The organism is Geopseudomonas sagittaria (genome assembly GCF_900115715.1).
GTDB lineage: Bacteria > Pseudomonadota > Gammaproteobacteria > Pseudomonadales > Pseudomonadaceae > Geopseudomonas > Geopseudomonas sagittaria.
Genome location: NZ_FOXM01000001.1, coordinates 44,453 through 63,486, shown reverse-complemented (window position 1 = coordinate 63,486; position 19,034 = coordinate 44,453). Strand labels below are relative to the sequence as shown.

18 protein-coding genes are annotated in these 19,034 nt (G+C 69.4%); 8 read left to right on the top strand and 10 right to left on the bottom strand.

The features are described from left to right. Nucleotides 1–72 precede the first annotated feature (72 nt). On the top strand, nt 73–1,506 hold the full coding sequence (gene sbcB, locus BM297_RS00290) for an exodeoxyribonuclease I (RefSeq protein WP_092427064.1): 1,434 nt from the start codon (nt 73–75) through the stop codon (nt 1,504–1,506). A 185-nt stretch (nt 1,507–1,691) separates the two neighbouring features. On the opposite strand, the gene mvaT is transcribed toward sbcB, so the two are convergent. Continuing rightward, nucleotides 1,692–2,078 carry a histone-like nucleoid-structuring protein MvaT gene (mvaT, locus tag BM297_RS00285; RefSeq protein WP_092427060.1) on the bottom strand — a complete coding sequence of 129 codons (387 nt, stop codon included), beginning with the start codon at nt 2,076–2,078 and terminating at the stop codon, nt 1,692–1,694. Nucleotides 2,079–2,332: 254 nt separating this feature from the next. Between mvaT and purU the strand changes: the two genes are divergently transcribed. The 3 genes from purU to BM297_RS00270 all read left to right on the top strand — a co-directional run bounded on the left by purU (nt 2,333) and on the right by BM297_RS00270 (nt 5,291). Continuing rightward, nucleotides 2,333–3,184, top strand: a complete 852-nt coding sequence (gene purU / locus BM297_RS00280; protein ID WP_090306161.1) for a formyltetrahydrofolate deformylase — start codon at nt 2,333–2,335, stop codon at nt 3,182–3,184. Between the two features lie 117 nt (nt 3,185–3,301). Next, a complete protein-coding gene (locus BM297_RS00275; RefSeq protein WP_092427057.1) occupies nt 3,302–3,724 on the top strand; it encodes a CBS domain-containing protein in 423 nt (140 codons plus the stop codon). A gap of 79 nt (nt 3,725–3,803) precedes the next feature. Then, nucleotides 3,804–5,291, top strand: a complete 1,488-nt coding sequence (locus BM297_RS00270) for a helicase HerA-like domain-containing protein (RefSeq protein ID WP_092427054.1) — start codon at nt 3,804–3,806, stop codon at nt 5,289–5,291. A gap of 249 nt (nt 5,292–5,540) precedes the next feature. On the opposite strand, the gene BM297_RS00265 is transcribed toward BM297_RS00270, so the two are convergent. Both BM297_RS00265 and fdhD read right to left on the bottom strand, forming a co-directional pair. Further along, complete coding sequence (locus tag BM297_RS00265) at nt 5,541–7,874, bottom strand: FdhF/YdeP family oxidoreductase (RefSeq protein WP_092427051.1); 2,334 nt, start codon at nt 7,872–7,874, stop codon at nt 5,541–5,543. A gap of 14 nt (nt 7,875–7,888) precedes the next feature. Then, nucleotides 7,889–8,722 (bottom strand): formate dehydrogenase accessory sulfurtransferase FdhD, encoded by an 834-nt coding sequence (fdhD, locus tag BM297_RS00260; protein WP_092427048.1) that lies wholly within the window; start codon nt 8,720–8,722, stop codon nt 7,889–7,891. A 268-nt stretch (nt 8,723–8,990) separates the two neighbouring features. Between fdhD and BM297_RS00255 the strand changes: the two genes are divergently transcribed. Beyond that, a complete protein-coding gene (locus BM297_RS00255) occupies nt 8,991–10,592 on the top strand; it encodes a DUF4139 domain-containing protein (protein ID WP_092427044.1) in 1,602 nt (533 codons plus the stop codon). Nucleotides 10,593–10,623: 31 nt separating this feature from the next. Here the strand turns inward: BM297_RS00255 and BM297_RS00250 are convergent, their stop codons facing one another. The 4 genes from BM297_RS00250 to BM297_RS00235 form a co-directional block, all read right to left on the bottom strand. After that, nucleotides 10,624–11,517: a LysR substrate-binding domain-containing protein gene (locus BM297_RS00250; protein ID WP_092427041.1), complete on the bottom strand. Its 894-nt coding sequence runs from the start codon at nt 11,515–11,517 to the stop codon at nt 10,624–10,626. 155 nt (nt 11,518–11,672) lie between these two features. Beyond that, nucleotides 11,673–12,125, bottom strand: coding sequence for a DUF7673 family protein (locus BM297_RS00245; protein ID WP_092427038.1), 453 nt, complete (start codon nt 12,123–12,125; stop codon nt 11,673–11,675). Nucleotides 12,126–12,410: 285 nt separating this feature from the next. Continuing rightward, nucleotides 12,411–13,190 carry an alpha/beta fold hydrolase gene (locus tag BM297_RS00240; protein ID WP_092427035.1) on the bottom strand — a complete coding sequence of 260 codons (780 nt, stop codon included), beginning with the start codon at nt 13,188–13,190 and terminating at the stop codon, nt 12,411–12,413. A gap of 2 nt (nt 13,191–13,192) precedes the next feature. Next, nucleotides 13,193–14,212, bottom strand: a complete 1,020-nt coding sequence (locus BM297_RS00235; RefSeq protein WP_092427032.1) for a M14 family zinc carboxypeptidase — start codon at nt 14,210–14,212, stop codon at nt 13,193–13,195. 108 nt (nt 14,213–14,320) lie between these two features. Here BM297_RS00235 and BM297_RS00230 point away from each other — a divergent pair, with 108 nt between their 5' ends. Beyond that, the gene (locus BM297_RS00230; protein WP_092427029.1) at nt 14,321–15,067 is read left to right on the top strand and encodes a Mut7-C RNAse domain-containing protein; all 747 of its coding nucleotides are present in this window, start codon (nt 14,321–14,323) and stop codon (nt 15,065–15,067) included. A 15-nt stretch (nt 15,068–15,082) separates the two neighbouring features. On the opposite strand, the gene BM297_RS00225 is transcribed toward BM297_RS00230, so the two are convergent. The 3 genes from BM297_RS00225 to BM297_RS00215 form a co-directional block, all read right to left on the bottom strand. After that, entirely contained in the window at nt 15,083–15,541 is a 459-nt protein-coding gene (locus BM297_RS00225; RefSeq protein ID WP_092427026.1) for a hypothetical protein, read from the bottom strand. A gap of 70 nt (nt 15,542–15,611) precedes the next feature. Next, nucleotides 15,612–16,055: a GNAT family N-acetyltransferase gene (locus tag BM297_RS00220; protein WP_092427023.1), complete on the bottom strand. Its 444-nt coding sequence runs from the start codon at nt 16,053–16,055 to the stop codon at nt 15,612–15,614. Nucleotides 16,056–16,121: 66 nt separating this feature from the next. Then, nucleotides 16,122–16,682 carry a histidine phosphatase family protein gene (locus BM297_RS00215; RefSeq protein ID WP_092427020.1) on the bottom strand — a complete coding sequence of 187 codons (561 nt, stop codon included), beginning with the start codon at nt 16,680–16,682 and terminating at the stop codon, nt 16,122–16,124. 312 nt (nt 16,683–16,994) lie between these two features. Here BM297_RS00215 and BM297_RS00210 point away from each other — a divergent pair, with 312 nt between their 5' ends. Then, entirely contained in the window at nt 16,995–17,516 is a 522-nt protein-coding gene (locus BM297_RS00210) for a glycine cleavage system transcriptional repressor (RefSeq protein ID WP_092427017.1), read from the top strand. Nucleotides 17,517–17,604: 88 nt separating this feature from the next. Beyond that, a complete protein-coding gene (locus tag BM297_RS00205; RefSeq protein WP_092427014.1) occupies nt 17,605–18,921 on the top strand; it encodes a tetratricopeptide repeat protein in 1,317 nt (438 codons plus the stop codon). Nucleotides 18,922–19,034: the final 113 nt, after the last annotated feature.

Below are 19,034 nucleotides of genomic sequence, written 5' to 3'. Positions count from 1 at the left end.
TTGTCGCGGCTCCGGCCGGCGGCCGGGCGATTCGCGGTAGACTGCCGCCGCCTTGATTCTGGAGCCCTTCCTGTGACTGCGAGCATCTTCTGGTACGACTACGAAACCACCGGCATCGACCCGCGCCGCGACCGGCCGCTGCAGGTGGCCGGCATCCGTACCGACGAGGAACTCAACGAGATCGGCGAGCCGCTCAACCTGTATTGCCGGCCCAGCGACGACATCCTGCCGCACCCGATGTCGTGCCTGATCACCGGCATCGCCCCCGGGCGACTGGCGCGCGAGGGCCTCGGCGAGGCCGAGTTCATGACCCGCCTGCACGCCGAACTGGTGCGTCCCGGCACCTGCACGGCCGGCTACAACAGCCTGCGCTTCGACGACGAAGTCACCCGCTACAGCCTGTACCGCAACTTCTTCGATCCCTATGCCCGCGAGTGGCAGGGCGGCAACAGCCGCTGGGACCTGATCGACCTGCTGCGCACCGCCTACGCCCTGCGTCCGCAGGGGATCGAGTGGCCGCAGGCCGAGGGACGGGTGACCCTCAAGCTGGAGCGCCTGACCGCCGCCAACGGCATCGACCACGGCCAGGCCCACGATGCGCTGGCCGACGTGCGCGCCACCATCGCCCTGGCGCGTCTGCTGCGCGAGCGCCAGCCGCGCTTGTACGACTGGTGCTATCAGTTGCGCAGCAAGCAGCGGGTGCTGGAACAGGTCCGCCTGCTGCAACCGATGGTGCATATATCCGGACGCTTTTCCGCAGAGCGGCACTTTCTTGCCGTGGTATTGCCGCTGGCCTGGCATCCGCGCAATCGCAATGCGCTGATTGTCTGTGACCTGCAGGCGGATATTGCCCCGTTGCTGGAGTTGCCGGCGGAAGTTCTCGCCCAGCGCCTGTATACCCGTCGCGATGAACTGGGCGAAGGCGAACTGCCGGTGCCGCTGAAACTGGTCCAGGTCAATCGTTGCCCAGTACTGGCGCCGCTCAAGGTATTGCGCGAGGAAGATTGCCAGCGTCTCGGCGTGGATATGTCGGCCTGCCAGCAGCAGGCACAGTTGCTGGAACAGCGGCAGAGCGTCTGGAAGGGCAAGTTGCCGGCGATCTATGCCGACAATGGCTTTGCCGCCAGCGAGGATCCGGAACAGCGTCTGTATGACGGCTTTATCGGTGATCGTGATCGCGGTTTGTGCGTGCAGGTGCGCGAGAGCGATCCAGTCCGGTTGGGTGAGCGCCACGGCCTGTTTGCTGACGAACGCCTCGAGGAGTTGCTGTTCCGTTATCGGGCGCGCAACTTTCCGCACACCTTGAGTGGGCCTGAACAACAACGCTGGCAGGAGTTCTGTCGACGGCGTCTGAGTGATAGTCGCGCCGGTGCGCCCAATACCCTGGCCGAATTCGACAGTGCCTTGGCCGAGGTGCTGGCGGGCGCCGATGCCGGCCAGCAGGCCCTGCTCGGTGAGTGGCAGATTTATGCGCAGCAGCTGCGCCAGCGCTACGGGCTGGCCTGAACGGCGGCCTGGCCGCGCGCTGCCAGGGTGGCTGAGCGCGCAGGGTTACCCGTCGACTCGGTTGGCGGGTGCTGGCTGGCAAAAGCGCGGCAGTTGTTAACCCTGCAGTGGGCGGAGGACGCGCCAATAAAAAACGCCAGCAAGGCTGGCGTTTTTTATATTGCAGTGCACTAAACGGTGCGAACTCAGTCGAGCAGGGTTACCCAGCTTTCAACGGTGTCGCCGCCCCAGGTGGCTTTCCACTCTTTCAGGGTCTTGTGATTGCCGCCCTTGGTTTCGATAACTTCGCCGGTGTGCGGGTTCTTGTACTGCTTGACCTTGCGGGTACGCTTGGTCGGCGCTTCAACTTTGGCGGCGCGCGGCTGACGGCCAGCCTTGACGATCTTGCCCTCGCTATCCAGCAGGGCAAGGATATCCGGCAGGGACTTGCCGTATTCGGCCATCAGCTCGCGGAGTTTGGCTTCGAAGTCCAGCTCCTTCTGCAGTTTGTCATCCTGCTTGAGGGCCTGCAGGCGCTCCTGCAGTTGCTTGATGGCGGCTTCGGTCGAGCGGAATTCGTTGATCAGGGACATTGTCGTTACCTTGGTAAACAGGTCTGCAGGAATACAGGTGTGAACGAATAATAGGCACTGGATAATGCCGAGTAAATAGCCAGATGAGGTTTGCGGAGTGTTTGGCAAAAAATAATCCGAGTTCTGGAAGTTGCTCGCGGCGGCGCAGGCCTGCAGTATTTCGCAAGTTTTCCCGCAGTTTCCTGCCACGGCGCTGCTGTAGTTTTTCCACCGGCTGGCTAGAATGGCCCCTTCGATGTTTGCGGAGTTACCCCATGCGTACTTTCCGGTTGGTCATCGCCTGTCCCGACCGCGTCGGCATCGTGGCCAAGGTCAGCAACCTGTTGGCCACCTACAACGGCTGGATCACCGAGGCGAGCCATCATTCGGATCTGGATAACGGCTGGTTCTTCATGCGTCACGAGATCCGTGCCGACTCCCTGCCGTTCGATCTCGAGGGATTCCGCCATGCCTTTGCGCCGATTGCCCGCGAGTTCGGCATGCGCTGGCAGGTCTACGATTCGGCGGTGAAAAAGCGCGTGGTGCTGATGGCCAGCCGCGAGTCGCACTGCCTGGCCGACCTGCTGCATCGCTGGCACAGTGGCGAGTTGTACTGCGAGATTCCCTGCGTGATCTCCAACCACGACGACCTGCGCAGCATGGTCGAGTGGCACGGCATCCCCTATCACCATGTGCCGGTCGACCCGCAGGACAAGACCCCGGCCTTTGCCGAAGTCAGCCGGCTGATCGCCGAGCACCAGGCCGACTGCGTGGTGCTGGCGCGCTACATGCAGATCCTGCCGCCGACCCTGTGCCAGGACTACGCCGGCCGGGTGATCAACATCCACCACAGCTTCCTGCCCTCGTTCGCCGGCGCCAAGCCTTACCACCAGGCCGCCAAGCGCGGGGTCAAGCTGATCGGCGCGACCTGCCACTACGTGACCGAGGAGCTGGATGCCGGGCCGATCATCGAGCAGGACGTGGCGCGGGTCACCCACCGCCAGCAGGCCGAGGACATGGTGCGCATCGGCAAGGACGTGGAGCGGAGGGTGCTGGCCCGTGGACTACGCTATCACTTGGAGGACCGGGTGCTGGTGCACGACAACAAGACCGTGGTATTCGACTGATCGGCGGCCGCGAAGCGCTGGTGCAGGCGTTGCAACAACGGTTTGATTCGGACCCGCGCGGGCGTGACGCCCGTTGCCGTGGTCGTTCGCAAGACGCAAGGATAAAGGAGTAAGCCCATGCTCAAGTCAATCAAGGTCCGCGCCTACATGACGCGCCACCTGGTGACCTTTCGCCCGGAAATGGACCTGTTCACCGCCATCAACCGCCTGCTCGAGCACATCATCGCCAGTGCGCCGGTGGTGGATTCGGAAGGCTACCTGATCGGCATGCTGTCGGAGAGCGACTGCCTGCGGGCGATCCTCGCCGGCGCCTACTTCGACGACGCCCACGGTTCGGTCGGTAGCTACATGACCACGGCGCTGGACACCATCGACGCCGATGCCGACATCATCGAGGCCGCCGAGACCTTCCTGCGCGGCCAGCGCCGACGCCTGCCGGTGCTCGAGGATGGCCGCCTGGTCGGCCTGATCAGCCGCCACGACGTGCTGCGCGCGGTCAAGGAGTTCGCCCAGCACGAGCAGGGCAAGGCGAACGACTGAACGACGACCGGCAGGCGCAGCGGCTCGCCCATGCGCGGCTGAGCGGGTTGCCACCTTCATCACCCGCGGGGAATGGATCATGCCCGAATCTCGTCAACTGCTGCTCGGCGCCGACCCGTCCGGGCAGCCGGTTTCCCACCTGTTGCGCCTGGCCAACCGCCACGGCCTGATCGCCGGCGCCACCGGCACCGGCAAGACCGTCACCCTGCAGCGCCTCGCCGAACTGTTCAGCGATGCCGGCGTGGCGGTGTTCGCCGCCGACATCAAGGGCGACCTGTGCGGCCTCGGCGCCGCCGGCGAGCCGCAGGGCAAGATCGCCGAGCGCATCGCCAGCATGCCCTGGCTCGCGCACCGGCCGCAGGCCTACCCGGTGACCCTGTGGGACGTCGCCGGGCAGAGCGGCCACCCGCTGCGCACCACCTTGAGCGAGATGGGCCCGCTGCTGCTCGGCGCGCTGCTGCAGCTGACCGACAGCCAGCAGGCCGTGCTGTATGCCGCGTTCCAGGTGGCCGACCGCGATGGCCTGCTGCTGCTCGATCTCAAGGACCTCAAGGCGCTGCTCAACCACCTGCAGGCGCATCCCGAGGTGCTCGGCGAGGACCGCGCGCTGTTCACGCCGCAATCCTCCCAGGCCCTGCTGCGCAAGCTGGCCACCCTCGAGCAGCAGGGCGCCGAGGCGCTGTTCGGCGAACCAGCGCTGCAGCTGGAAGACCTGCTGCAGCCGGCGGCGGACGGCCGCGGGCGCATCCACCTGCTCGACGCCAGCCGCCTGGTGCACGAGGCGCCCAAGGTCTACGCCACCTTCCTGCTCTGGCTGCTGGCCGAGCTGTTCGAGCAACTGCCCGAGCGTGGCGATGCCGACCAGCCGCTGCTGGCGCTGTTCTTCGACGAGGCCCACCTGCTGTTCGCCGACACGCCCAAGGCCCTGCAGGAACGCCTGGAGCAGGTGGTGCGGCTGATCCGCTCCAAGGGCGTCGGTGTCTACTTCGTCACCCAGTCGCCCAGCGACCTGCCCGACGCGGTGCTCGCCCAGCTCGGCCTGCGCATCCAGCACGGCCTGCGCGCCTTCACCGCCAAGGAGCAGAAATCGCTGCGCGCGGTGGCCGACGGTTTCCGGCCCAATCCAGAGTTCAATACCCTGGACGTGCTCACTGAGCTGGGCATCGGCGAGGCGCTGGTCGGCACCCTGGAGGACAAGGGCACCCCGGCGATGGTGCAGCGCGTGGCCATCGCTCCGCCGCAGTCGCGCATCGGCGTGCTCAGCGAGGCCGAGCGCGCAGCGCTGATCCGCCAGTCGCCGCTGGCCGGCCGCTACGACCGCGCGGTGGATCGCGAGTCGGCCTACGAGCTGCTCGCCGAACGTGCCGTGCAGGCCGAGGCGCCGGCAGCGGTGGCCAAGGGCAAGCCGGCGGAGCAGGACAAGTCGCTCGGCGACATGGCCGGCGAACTGCTCGGCGGCGCGGTCGGCCAGGCGATGAAGAGCGCCATGCGCCAGGCCGCCAACCAGATCGGCCGAGAGCTGGTGCGCGGCTTGATGGGCTCGCTGCTCGGCGGCAAGCGGCGCTGAAGCGCGGCTAAGGGGCATGATCGCTCCCACGCTCGGCGTGGGAGCGCAGCCCGGCACGCTCTGCGCGCCTCGGGCACTGGAGCCGGGTTCCCACGCAGGAGCATGAGAACCATCAACATGGTGGGTTACGCCGCTGTGCGGCTAACCCACCCTACGGGAGCGGTTGGTACACCTGAGAGGTGTGTATACCCCGTAGGTAGGGTGGGTTAGGCCTCCGGCCCGTAACCCACCAACCAGGCCGCGCCATGCTCAGCCCGCCTGCACGATCAATCCCGACGCCCGCGCCGGCAGCACGCGGATGGCGACGAACTTCGAGGTCGGCGTGTGGCTGCCTGCGCCGAAGCTGTCCAGCGGCACCAGCGGGTTGGTTTCCGGGTAGTAGGCCGCGGCCTGGCCGGGCGGCGTGTCGTAGGCCAGCACCGTGAAGCCACTCACCCGCCGCTCGATGCCGTCGTCCCACACGGAGACCAGATCCACCTGTTGCCCTGATTCCAGGCCCAGGCGCTCGATGTCCGCCGGATTGACGAACACCACCTCGCGCATCCCTTTCACTCCGCGATAGCGGTCGTCCAGGCCGTACAGGGTGGTGTTGTACTGGTCGTGGGAGCGCAGGGTCTGCAGGATCAGGTCCGGCTTGTCCTGCTGGCTGCGTACCTGCTGCGGCAGCAGGTCGTCCGGCAGCGCGTGGTCCTTGAATTCGGCGCGGCCGCTGGCGGTTTGCCACTGCCGGCGCGCTGCGGCGTTGCCGAGATAGAAGCCGCCGGGCTGGGCCAGACGCTGCTCGAAGTCGCTGAAGCCGGGGATGGTCTCGCCGATCAGCTGGCGGATGCGCGCGTAGTCCTCGACCAGCCACAGCCAGTCCACCGGCCGTTTGCCCAGGGTGGCGGCGGCGATGCCGGCGACGATCGCTGGTTCGGAGCGCATCTGCCGCGACAGCGGTTCGAGCTGGCCCCAGGACGCATGCACCATGCTGAACGAGTCCTCCACCGTCACCGCCTGCGGGCCGCCGACCTGGCGGTCGATGTCGGTGCGCCCCAGGCAGGGCAGGATCAGCGCCTGCCGGCCGGTGGTGAGATGGCTGCGGTTGAGCTTGGTGCTGATCTGCACGGTCAATGCACAGCTGCGAAGCGCCCGGTGGGTGCGCGGGGTATCCGGGGTGGCCTGGGCGAAGTTGCCGCCCAGGCCGATGAACACCTTCACCTGGCCGGCGAGCATGGCGTTGATCGCCGCCAGCGCGTTGTGCCCCGGCTGGCGCGGCACGGCAAAGGCGAAGCGCTTTTCCAGCGCCTCCAGCAGCGCCGCCGGCGGCTGCTCGTTGATGCCCATGCTGCGGTCGCCCTGCACGTTGCTGTGGCCGCGCACCGGGCAGGCGCCGGCGCCGGGCTTGCCGACGTTGCCGCGCAGCAACAGCAGGTTGGCGATTTCCTGGATGGTCGCCACCGAATGGCGGTGCTGGGTGATGCCCATCGCCCAGCAGACGATCACCCGCCCGGCCTGGCGGTAGATGCGCGCGGCCTGCTCGATCTCGACCAGCGGCAGGCCCGACTGCGCCTCGATCTGCGCCCAGGGCGTGGCGTCCACCGCGGCCAGGTAGCCGTCGATCCCTTGGCAATGCTCGGCGATGAAGGCGTGGTCGAACACTGGCGGCTGGCCTTGCTCGACGGCCTCGCGCTCCCACTGCAGGAGGAACTTGGCCATGCCGCGCAGCGCCGCCATGTCGCCGCCGAGCCGGGGCCGGAAGTAGGCGCTGTGGGTCGGCGCGGCGCCGTTGGCGAGCATCTCCAGCGCCTTCTGCGGATGCTGGAAGCGCTCCAGGCCGCGCTCCTTGAGCGGGTTGAAACACACCACCTGGGCGCCGCGGCCGACCGCCTCGCGCAGCGGTTCGAGCATGCGCGGGTGGTTGGTGCCGGGGTTCTGGCCCATGACGAAGATGGCGTCGGCGTGCGCGAAGTCGGCGTAGGTGACGGTGCCCTTGCCCACGCCGAGACTCTGGCCGAGACCGACGCCGCTGGCCTCGTGACACAGGTTCGAGCAGTCGGGGAAGTTGTTGCTGCCCAGCGCGCGGCCGAACAGCTGGTAGAGGAAGGCCGCCTCGTTGCTGGCGCGCCCGGAGGTGTACAGCTCGACCTGGTCGGGGTGCTCCATGGCCTGCAGTTCGCCGGCGATCAATTTGAAGGCCGCCTCCCAGCTGATCGGCACGTAGTGGTCGCTGGCGGCGTCGTAGCGCAGCGGTTCGGTCAGCCGGCCCTGGTATTCGAGCCAGTAGTCGCTCTGCTCGCGCAACTGGGCGACGCGGTAGCGGGCGAAGAACTCGGCGCCGACGCCGCGCCGGGTGGCTTCCCAGTTCACCGCCTTGGCGCCGTTCTCGCAGAAATTGACGACATGGTTGCCCGGCGCCTCGCCCCAGGCGCAGCCGGGGCAGTCGAAGCCGCCGTTCTGGTTGGTCTTGAGCAGGGTGCGGATGTTCTTCAGGGCGTTGTCGCTGCCCAGCCAGGCGCGGGTCACGCTGCGCAGGGCGCCCCAGCCGCCGGCCGGGCCGGCGTAGGGCTGGAAGCGGGCATCGGGATGGAAGCGGTCGGCCATGGCGGTTCCTTGCGTCAGGCGTGGGTGGGCGCCGGGCTGTAGACCCGCGGCGCGCTGTGGTGGGGCAGGTGGATCAGGTTGAGGCGGTGCGCGCGCGCCCACTGCACGGTCAGCGCGGTGGGCGCCGACAGGCAGACCAGGGTGGCGATGCGCGCGCGCACCGCCTTGTGGATCAGTTCCAGGCTGCAGCGGCTGGTGACCACGACGAAGCAGGCGGCGGGCGCGATGGCCGCGCCGGGCAACGCGCCGATCAGCTTGTCCAGCGCGTTGTGGCGACCGATGTCCTCGCGGCACAGGGCGATGGCGCCGCCGGCATCGACGAACAGCGCGGCGTGCACCGCGCCGCTGTGGCGGGCGAGGGTCTGCGCCGCAGCGATGCGCTCGCGCAGATCGAGCAGATGCTCGGCTGGCGGCAGCGCACCGCCCGGCAGGGGGGCGAGCGACGGCAGCGCCTGTTCCAGTGCTTCCACGCCGCACAGCCCGCAGCCGCTGCTGCCGGCCAGCTGGCGGCGCTGGCGCTTGAGCGCCCAGAAGGCGCGGCTGGATATCTGCACCTCGGCGTGGCGCGCGGCGCCCTCGCCATCGATGTGCAGGTCGTAGAGTTCATCGAGGCTGTCGATCAGGCCGCTGCTCAGGCTGAAACCGAGCACGAAGTCGTGCAGGTCCTGCGGGGTGACCATCATTACCGCCTGGCTGAGGCCGTTGTAGCTGATCGCCAGCGCACACTCCTCGGCCAGTGCGGCGGCGGCCACCCGCTCGGGTTGCGCCAGCTCGGCGTAGGCATAGCCGTTCGCCGGCAACACGGCCGTGGCGGACGGGGCAGGGTGGGTGCTGGCGGAGCACGGCATGGGCGGAGCCCTCGGCGACGATTAGACCCCGTCAGCCTAGGTCGGGCGCAGGCAGGGCGTCCAATTGCTGTGGCCGATGCCTTGATCGAGCGGGTTTATCGGCTCGATTCCTGTGCGGCCTTGTGGGCAGCGTCAGTTGCGCGCGGCGGCCGCGACCTGGCGCATGGACAGGCCGGTCCGCCTGGCATAGCCTCGAGCAGCCGGGACAGGGACGGCCGCCCGCGCCGCTCCTCCGGTCCTTGTCGACCACCCAGGGGAGGAGCCCCTTATGCGCCTGAAAGCGACCATCGTCCTGTTGTTCCCCGCCACCCTGAGTACCGGCGTGCTGGCCGAGGTCGCGACGCCGATCGCCGCCGTGGTGCTGCATCCCGGCAGCGCCACGGTGGTGCGTAGCGCCCAGGTGGCGCCGGGCATGACCCAGGTGGTGTTCTCCGGACTGCCGGCACGCTTCGACGTGCAGACCCTGCGCGCCGAAGCCGGTCCCCATGTGCGCGTGGGACAGATCGTCACCCAGGACGCCGCCGGCGCCGCCGCGCTCAACCCCGCCGAGGCGGAGCTGGATGCCAAAATCCTCGCCCTGCAGGACCAGCAGGCCGCGCTGGATGCCGAGATCGCCGCGGCCGAGCTGGTCAAGCGCTATCTCGAGCGCTTCAGCAGCGAGGCCAGCGTGCCGGCAGAGGGGCAGAGCCTGCCCACGGATGCCAAAACCTTGACCGGCATGCTCGACGCCATCGGCCAGGGGGCGAGCGCCGCCCTGGCCAGGATTCAGGGCCTGACGGTGCAGAAGCGCGAGATCGCCAAACGGATCGACGTGCTGCAGCGCGATCTGGGCCAGTTGCGCAGCGGCATCCGCGATTCGCGCAGCGTCACCGTGATGCTCAGTGCGGCGCGGGCCGGCGAGCTGAAGCTCAGCTACCAGGTGGCCAATGCCGGCTGGAAGCCCGCCTACCGGGCGGCGCTGGATACCCAGGCCGCCCAGCTGGATCTGGAACGCCTGGCCAGCGTCGCGCAAAGGACCGGCGAAGACTGGCACAACGTCAAGCTGACGCTGTCGACCACCCAGCCGCGGCTGTCGCCCGCCGGCCCCGAGCCGCAGCCCTGGGTGCTGACCTGGCAGCCGCCGCTGCCGGCGCAGATGGCGGCGATGGAGTCCAAGGCCCGCTCGCTCGGTCCCCTGGCCGGCGCCCCCGCACCGGCCTCGATCGCCTCCAGCGACGAGGCGGACTACCAGCCGCCGACCTTCGTCAACCATGGCGCCTTCGCCAGCGAGTTCGTGGTGCCGACGCCGGTCAGCCTGCCGGCCGATGGCCGCGAGGTGTCGGTCAGCCTGGCCCGGCAGACGTTGCCGGCCAAACACCATCTGCGCATCGCGCCGCGTCTCGAAAAGGCCGCGGTGGTGACCGCCGAGGCCGAACGCCCGGAGGGCGTCTGGCTGCCCGGCGATACCCAGCTGTTCCGCGATGGCAGCTACGTCGGCTCCGCGTACTGGAACCCGGCCAGTGCCGAGCGCTTCGTGTTTTCCTTCGGTCGCGACGAGCAGCTGCGCGTGGCGGTCGATCAGGTCGAGGGCCAGGCGGGCACCACCGGGGTATTCGACAAGCGCCGCGAGCAGCGCGTCGCCGAGGTATTCACCCTCACCAACACCCACAAGAGCCCGGTGGACGTGCTGCTGCTCGAGTCGTCGCCGGTCAGCGGTTCGGAGGAGATCAGCGTGCGCGCCGCCTTCGACCCCGCGCCGACGATCCAGGCCTGGCAGCAGCGCCGCGGCGTGGTGGCCTGGGAGAAGACCCTGGCCGCCGGTGAGAGCGCCAAGTTCGGTGTCGACTACACCATCGCCTACCCGCAGGACGGCTCCGTCGGCGGGCTGTAGGGTCGGTGGGCTGCCGTAGGGCGCAGCCAAGCTACGCGGTGGGCTGCGCCAGCAGCGTGCGCGCCTCGGCGAAGCAGGCCTCGGCCAGCGCCGAGCGCGGCGCGCTGCGGCGCAGGATCAGCCCCAGCGGGGCGAGGGTGTGGGCGTCCTCGATGGGCGTCAGGCTCAGGTGTTCGGTCAGCTCGTCGAGGCCGCCGTTGAGCGGCATGATCGCGCAGCACAGGCCGGCGCTGACCGCCTGCAGCAGCTGGTGCACGGCGTCGGTTTCCAGCCGCGGCTGCGGGCTGAGGCCGCGACTGCGCAGGGCGTGATCGATGGACTGGCGAAAGTGCATGCCGCTGGACAGCAGGCCGAGCGGCAGGCTGGCCAGCGCCTCCCAGCGCAGCGACGCCTGCTCGAAATGGAAATGCCGGCGGTCGTGCAGCAGGCCCATGCGCGTCTCGGCCAGCTCCAGGCTGGCGAAGTGCTCGCGGTCGAGACGCTCGAGGTAGGAAATCCCCAGGTCCAGCTGGTTGCGCCCGAGGCGCTCGAGGATCTGCTCGCTGCTGAGGGCGAACAGCTGGAAGCGCAGCTCCGGATGCTCGCGGGCAAACAGCTGCACCAGGCGCAGCGGATCGAAACCGGCCAGCGGCACCACGCCCAGGCGCAGGGTGCCGACCAGCTGGCCGCGACAGGCTGCCGCCTCGGCGTACAGGCCGTCCTGCGCGGCGAGCAGGCTGCGCGCCCAGGCGAGGATGCGCTCGCCCTCGGCGCTGAAACCCTCGAAGCGCTGGCCACGGCGCACCAGCTCCAGGCCCAGCTCTTCCTCCAGGCTGCGCAGGCGCATCGACAGGGTCGGCTGGGTGACGTGACAGCGCGCCGCCGCCTGGCCGAAGTGGCGGGTTTCGTCGAGGGCGACGAGAAAGCGCAACTGCTTGATGTCCATGCCGGCGGGGCGACCTCGCAAGGTGGGTGAAGGTGCGACAGTGCGCAACTTTGCCACAGCAGGAGCCGCAGGCGCACGGCTGTGCAGCCGGCGGCCCCGCCTGGAGGTGTAACGTCGGAGCGGGTAAAGGATCTGGCCGCTCTCCAGGGTCACCGTCAGCTGTCGGCGTGCCGCGCGCGGGGCAGACTGGTGAGCTTGAGCTGCTGCCAGATCCGCTCGCCGTCCTGGATGGCCAGGTGCAGCGGCGACAGGGAGTACTGGTGCAGCTGCAGCACCGCCATGCAGTCCTGCCATTGCTCGATCTCCAGGCGCCGCAGCCTGGACAGATTGAACAGATGCTCCTGTCCGTTGCGCAGGCCGAGCAGGAAGTCCCGGCAGATCTCGCTTTGCCCGTCGCCCGTGCCGTGCAGGGCCGCCTTCAGCAGTCTGACCAGGGCTTCCTGTGCCTGGGGAATCATTGCCTTCTGTTCCGAGCACCAGTGCTCATGGAGCGCCATGCGCGCGGCAAGAGCCTGTTCGATTTCGCTTTCATCGCGGACGCGGCGGGCGCGGGCGATGTCGTTGGTCGGGTGCTTGACCGGGAGGGGAATTGCACTTGCGTCACTCATGTAAACCTCCCCACTACTGACCGATAGCAGAACTCACTCAAGCGTCGGTCTTCCGCTGAACTACACGGACAAGTCTGATGCGGATCACATGCAAGTCAAGTTGACGCCTTGAATTTGACGACGGTCGGCAGACTTTATGATCCACGGCCATTTCTCAGTGTTCGCGGCTGATTTTACCGGTGGAAAGCGGGGGTTTATTGAGCTGATGCAATTGTTTGTCATTTGTGGGGCGTTTTTTCGGCGTCGTTACCCCGACCGCGCTCCCGCTCCGGCGACTCCCGGCGCTCATCCGGGCGCGTTTGGTTGCTCGGGAAGACTGTCTGGGAGCCCGGCCAGCCATTCGCCGATCCGCGCGGCCAGCCAGGGGCCGTCGTCCAGCGGCAGGTCGTGGCCGGCGCCGGGGTGCTCGACGTGCGGCAGCTGCCAGCGTGCGGCCAGCTCGGCGGAGCAGCGCGGATCGACCAGGGCGTCCTGGCGGCCGCTGAGCACCAGCAGGGGCACGGCCGGGCGCTGCGGCGGCAGGCGAAAGCGCGCCGCCGCCGCCAGCTGACGCAGGGCGTTGAGGGGGGTTACCGGATGGCGGCGGCGCAGCGTCACCCACTGCTCGAGCACCGCAGGGTCGGCACGCCGGCTGGTCAGGCGCAGGATCGCCGCCTCGCGGGCGCGGGCCTCTCCGCGGGCCAGCACGCCGAGCAGGGTCGGGTAGCTGGACGGGCGCAGCCGCCGGTAGAACGGGCTGATGCCGGCAAAGCTGCTGTTGATCAGCACGCAGCCGGCCACCTCGCGCGGATGGGCGCTCGCCCAGGCCAGCGCCACCATCGCCCCCAGCGACATGGCCAGCAGGTGCACCGGGCCGTCGATCCCCAGTGCCGCCAGCTGGGTGCGGCAGGCACTGACCATGCCGGCCACCTGCAGCGGGCTGGCCTCGCGGTGCCGGACGCCGTTGCCGGGCAGGTCGAGGGTGAGGATGCGCGCAGTCGCCAGCTGCGTCGCCAGTTGGACGGGGAACTCGCCCCAGTGGCCGCTCTCGCGGGTCAGGCCACGCAGCAGGATCCAGGTGGCCATGCCTAATGCCACGGATACCAGCGGCGCAGGGCCTGCTGGCGGTGCTGCTCGCGGGCCTCGCCGCTCGGGCACCAGCCCTGGTGGCCGCAGGCGGCGCGGCCGACGAAGTCCAGCCATTCCACCTGGCGGCGCAGCACGCGCGCCTCGCGGTGGCCGAGCAGCGGGTTGAACAGGCCCTGCAGCGACAGCAGCTGGCGCGGGTTCTTCTTCACCCACAGCCAGGAGCCCATCTCCAGGGTCAGCGGCAGCAGCACCCGCGCCGGGTCGCTGCAGGCGCGCTGGTAGAGATGGTCCCAGAGGTCGCCGTGGGTCAGGTACTGGCAGCTCTGCGGCTCGAACACGTAGGGGTGGTGGCTATGGGTCTGGTCGAGGATCTCGCTCAGCGCATGCATTTCGGCCAGATGGGGAATCGGCGTGCGGGTGCTCGCGTAGGGAAACCAGATGCGGTCGCTGAGGCCGAAGCCGGAGTGGCAGTCGACCGCGATGCTGAAGCGGTGGCTGAGCAGTTCCTCCTCGACCACGGTGCACAGCGCCTGGCTCTCCGCCTGCATCGGCGCGCTGCGCGGTCCGCGGTACCAGGGCAGGCGCGCACTCAGGCGCTGGCCGCCGACCAGGAAGGCGACGCGCTGCTCGGCGTCCACCGGGGCGTTGCGCATCAGGTCGACGCCCTGCGGATTGGCGCGGGTGCCGCGCCACAGCCCGCCGGGGTTGACCACCGGCATGAACACCAGACGCATGCGCTCGAGCTGCTGCTGCAGCAGGCTGTCCCAGCGCAGGCGCGCCGCCACGCTGCGCAGGAAGGACAGCACCACGGTCGCGCCGATCCGCTCCAGCCCGTGCACCCCACCGAAGTAGCCAGCCGCAGGCGCGCTGGGCGCGGGATTGCCGAGGCTGATCGCGTACACCGGCAGGCTGCGCGCGCCGACGTCCACCCGGCACAGCACGCGCACCTGCAGCAGGTTGCCGAGCTTGTCGACCAGGCGCTCGAGTTCGAGGAGTTCGCTGGGCTCACTGGCGGGCATGCGACCTCCGGGGCGCAACGCAAGGGTATCCGTCCTCCAGTCTAGGTGCTGGGCCGGCAGACCGCGGTGCGGTGGTCGGATCGCGCGGCGATGGACTAAGGTCATTGCATGGTCAGCGCCACTTTTCGCTTCTACGCGGAGCTCAACGACTTCCTGCCGGCCGAACGGCGTGGGCAGGCGTTCGCCTGCGAGTGCGCGCGGGCGGCGACGGTCAAGCACATGATCGAGGCGCTCGGCGTGCCGCACACCGAGGTCGAGCTGGTGCTGGTCAACGACCAGTCGGTGGACTTCGGCCGCTTGATCGAGGCCGGCGACCGGGTGGCGGTCTATCCGCGCTTCGAGGCGCTGGACATCACCCCGCTGCTCAAGGTGCGCACCCAGCCCCTGCGCGTGCTGCGCTTCGTCGCCGACGCCCACCTCGGCGGCCTGGCCCGCCTGCTGCGCATGAGCGGCTTCGACACCCTCTACGACAACGACTTCGAGGACGGCCAGATCGCCGCGCTGGCCGCCGCGCAGCAGCGCATCGTGCTGACCCGCGACCGTGAACTGCTCAAGCGGCGCATCGTCAGCCACGGCTGCTACGTGCATGCGCTCAAGCCGGCGCTGCAGCTGCGCGAGCTTTTCGAGCGCCTCGACCTGGCGCGCAGCGCGCGGCCGTTCAGCCTGTGCGTGCACTGCAATCTGCCGCTGCACGAACTCGACGTCGAGCAGGCCCGCGCCCGCGTGCCACCGCGCGCCGCCTGGCTCTATTCGCGCTTTCTGGTCTGCGACGGCTGCCAGCGCATCTACTGGGAAGGCTCGCACTGGCGCAACATGTGCGCGCTGCTCGGGCCGCTGCTGGCGGGGAGCCGGTGAGCGGTTGCTGCCGGGCTATTCGATCTCCCCGCAGAACAGATCCCAGTTGCCATCGGCGGGGCTGTTGCGCACCAGCAGGCTGTAGCCGCCGTTGCGCAGCTGTTCCAGCGGCACCTCCACCCTCTTCGACAGTCGCCAGCCGGCCTGGGCGCGGCCGAGGCGGTCGGCGAGCACGATCTGGTTCATCTCCCAGGCCGGCGCGGGGCCGAGGCGGTCGCAGCGGCCGGGGTAGATGAAGGTGTAGAGATGCACCGGCCGGCTGGTGCCGTCCGGTACGCCGCCGATGATGAAGCTGATGCCGGTGCGCTCGCCCTCGGCCACCAGGGTGGCCTGGGCGATCTTGCCGGCATTGTGGATGGTCGCCGCGAGGGGCACCGTGAGGATCTGGCGCTCCTGCGGGGTGCCGGACCACGGCGCGCAGCCCTGGCCGGCCAGCGCCACGCCAGCCAGCAGCAGCCAGGTCTTGATGGGCATCGCTCGTCTCCTCCGCCTGTTGAAGGGCGTGGTTACCTGCCCACGCCCGCCTGTGCAGCGTAGTCGACGACTACAGTGCCCGGCGCAGCGGAATCATCGGCGAGGGGCCGAAGCCGTGGCGTTGGTAGAAACGCTGCGCCGCGGCGTTGTCGCCGTCGGTGAGCAGGGTGATGCGCCGGCAGCCGCTGTCGCGCGCATGGCCGATGGCGTATTCCAGCAGTGCCGAGCCCAGGCCGGCGCCGCGCGCGCCGGCATCCACCACCATGTCCTCGAGCAGCGCCACCCGTGCGCCGAGCGCGGTGGAGATGGTGTAGAGCAGGTTGACCATGGCGACGATCCGCTCGCCCTCGACCGCGAGCAGAATCGCGCCGACCGCCGGATCGTCGATGATCGCCGCCAGGCCGCGCTGCTGGGCGGCGCGCTCCGGGGTGAACTCGGCTTCCTGGGCGAACAGCTGGTCGAGCAAGGCACAGAGCGCCGGGATGTCGGCGGGCAGGGCGGGACGGATGTACATCGGTTGGGAGTCCAGGTGGCTGAGGGATAAACAACTGCTGCAGGAAGCGGGCCAGGGCGGCAGCGCTCAATCCGGCGCCTGGTAGGTGTTGCATTGCCAGTAGCCGCTGGCCGGGCGCCGCGGTCCGTGCCAGCCGAGGGCGAGCAGCTCGCGGGCGATCAGCAGGATCAGCAGGCCGTGGCCGACCAGAAACACCGAGTCGTGCTCGCGGGCCAGCTGGATCAGTCGCTGCGCCGCCAGGCGGGCGCGCTGCGCGGTGTGCGGCCGCGGCCTGGCGTGGGTGGTCAGGCCGTGGAACCAGGCCAGGCGGAACATCGCCTCCCAGAGCAGCGGTGGCAGCTTCGAATACAGCCAGTGCGGCCAGGGCAGTTCGGCCTCGCAGAACAGCTCCTCGCTGAGCACGGCCCGACCCTGCGCCAGCCGCTGCGCCGACTGCACGCAGCGCGGCAGGGTGCTGCTGGCCAGCAGACCGGCGGCGGATGCCAGCGCCCGCGTCGCCGCCGGCACCGCGTCCGCCACGATGCCGGCCTGGTCGTAATGGCGCAGCCAGTCCTGCATCGCCATCGGCGTGAACCAGGAGTCGAGGTGCAGGTCCGGCTTGCCATGACGGGCGAGGATGATTTGCATGGGGGCTTTCCGCGCGGGTTTGGCCTTCAGCCACTATAGGCCCGGCATGACCGCAAGGCAGGGTGTCCGCTCGGCTCGGCCCCCGGCATTAGCGAGCCGGCCACCAATGCCTATACTGCTGCAACCATTGCTGGCGGGAGTTGCCCAGGCCCCTTGCCTGGCCACCCCGGTCGATCCGGATGACCCGCGCCGCCGGTTTTCCGCGCCGAGCCTGCACCCCAGCGGGCTGCTCGGCTCTTCCGCACCTACTGGCTCGCGCTCCCCGTCCGGGTGGCCGAGTGATTCTCCCACGCGTCTGCAGAGAGGCTCGGCATGGATCATCTGGTATTGACGGTCATCGCTCCCGATCAACCGGGACTGGTGGAGAAGCTGGCCAGGTGCGTCGCCGAGCAGGGTGGCAACTGGCTGGAAAGCCGCATGGCGCGGATGGCCGGGCAGTTCGCCGGCATCCTCCGCGTCGCGGTGCCCGCCGAGCGCCATCAGGCGCTGGAGCAGGCCCTGCAGGCGCTGGCCGCCGAGGGCATCCGCGTGCTGCTGGCGCCCAGCGGGCCGGAGCCGGGCGGCGCATGGCAGCCGATCTACCTCGAACTGGTGGGCAACGACCGCCCCGGTATCGTGCGCGACATCACCCGCCTGCTCAGCGAGCACGGCATCAACGTCGAGAGTCTGACCACCGAGGTGCTGTCGGCGCCGATGAGCGGCGAGCCGCTGTTCCGCGCCGAGGCACTGCTCGGCGTGCCGCCCGGCGTGCCCCTGCCCCTGCTGCGGGAGCACCTGGAGGCCCTGGCCGACGACCTGATGGTGGAGCTGAACCTGCGCCGCGGGGAGGGGTAGGGCGCGCCGTTTTCAGCCGGCGCAAGGCGGCGGACGGGGCGCGGCGGCCAAAGACCGGCGAGCGACTGGCGGCGACGAGGAGGCAACGATGAACACCAGCAGAGACACTCTCGGCAATCCGCTCAGCGGTGCGCAGCCGAGCGGCGTGCAGCACTACGAACAGGCACTGCACCAGTTCCAGTGCTACTGCGGCGATCCGCTGGCGACCATCGAGGTGGCCTGTGCCGAGCGTCCCGACTTCATCATGGCCAGGGTGCTGCATGCCTGGCTGCATCTGCTCGGCACCGAGCCGAGCGGCTGGCCGGTCGCGCGCGCCGACCTCGAACTGGCGCGGCAATGGCATGCCAACGACCGCGAGCAGGCGCACCTGGCCGCCATCGCCCAGCTGGTCGACGGGCACTGGCATGCGGCGCGACGGGTGCTGGAGGATCTGACCCTGGCCTATCCGCGCGACGGCCTCGGCCTGCTGGCCGGCCACGTGCTCGACTTCTACGTCGGCGATGCGCGCATGCTGCGCGACCGCATCGCGCGGGCCTTTCCCGCCTGGTCGCCGGCGATGCCGGGCTTCCATGCCCTGCTCGGCATGCATGCCTTCGGTCTGGAGGAAACCGGCGTCTATGCCCGCGCGGCCGCCAGTGGCCATGCCGCCCTGCTGCTGGAGCCGCGCGATGCCTGGGCGCACCACGCGGTGACCCATGTGCTGGAAATGCAGGGTCGCCAGCACGAGGGCATCGCCTGGATGCGCGACCGCCAGGCGCAGTGGGCCGAGGACAACTTCTTCGCCATCCACAACTGGTGGCACCTCACGCTGTTCCATCTGGACCTGGGCGAGCTCGACGCGGTACTCGAACTGTTCGACAGCGCCATCGTCGGCACCGAGTCGCCGCTGGCGCTCGACCTGGTGGATGCCTCGGCGCTGCTCTGGCGCCTGTACCTGCGCGGCGTCGATGTCGGCGAGCGCTGGCAAGGGGTGGCGGAGCGCTGGCTGCCGTTCGCCGCCACCGGCCACTACGCCTTCAACGATGCCCACGCGATGATGGCCTTTGCCTGCGCCCAGCGCGGCGAGGCGATCCAGGCCGTGCTGGCCGCCCAGGCGCGGGCGCTGCAGGGCGGTGGCGACAACGCCATGTTCACCCGCGATGTCGGCGCGCCGCTGTGCAAGGCGATCCTCGCCCTGGTCGAGGGTGATGCAGCGCGCACCGTGGAGCTGCTGCGCCCGCTGCGCGGCATCGCCCACCGCTTCGGCGGCAGCCACGCGCAGCGCGACCTCATCGACCTGACCCTGCTCGAGGCGGCCCTGCGCGACGGCCAGAAGGCGCTGGCCCGCGGCCTCGCCGCCGAGCGCGTCGACGCCAAGCCGGGCAGCCCGGCGGCCCGCGAACTGCTGCGCCGGGCGGCGGGCTGACGCGGGGCCTGCGCAATCGCCCTGATGCACTGGACAAGCCGGCGAGGATTTCGCATAACGGGCGGGGTTCGTGCGGCGCAGTGAGTGCGCCAATCCGGGGCGGCTGTGCCCCA